This window comes from Flavobacterium rhizophilum (genome assembly GCF_046000485.1).
Lineage (GTDB): Bacteria > Bacteroidota > Bacteroidia > Flavobacteriales > Flavobacteriaceae > Flavobacterium > Flavobacterium rhizophilum.
Genome location: NZ_JBELQB010000082.1, coordinates 1 through 510, shown reverse-complemented (window position 1 = coordinate 510; position 510 = coordinate 1). Strand labels below are relative to the sequence as shown.

Below are 510 nucleotides of genomic sequence, written 5' to 3'. Positions count from 1 at the left end.
CAGCGCCTTTTTGATGAAGGTATGGCAAGTATAATGGCAGCACACCTAAATGTGCCCGCGTTAGATCCTACACCTAATTATCCTACTTCATTGTCTTATAATGTAATTACCAATCTTGCACAGCGCGAAATGGGTTTTAAAGGGCTTATTTTTACCGATGCACTAAATATGAAAGGAGCGAGTAATTATATGCAGCCCGGAGGTATAGACCTTGAAGCTTTTTTGGCGGGTAACGATGTATTGCTGTTTGCCGAAAATGTGCCGGTTGCGGTTGAAAAATTCAGGCAGGCTTATGCTGATAGTGTGCTTACGGAGGAACGGTTACAATATTCGGTTAAAAAAATACTGGCTTATAAATACAGGGCAGGGCTAAATAACTATAAGCCAATTGATTTAAATAATCTGGTTTCAGACCTTAATCAATATCAGTATGATGCACTCAACTATACTTTATACGAAAATGCAGTAACCGTACTTAAAAATGATGATAATACCCTGCCGGTAATGGAC

General features: G+C 39.2%; 1 protein-coding gene. It reads left to right on the top strand.

The window, feature by feature from the left end:
• Positions 1-510, top strand: a 510-nt coding sequence (locus tag ABS768_RS17875) for a glycoside hydrolase family 3 N-terminal domain-containing protein (protein ID WP_408076270.1), incomplete at both ends; no start/stop codon positions are given.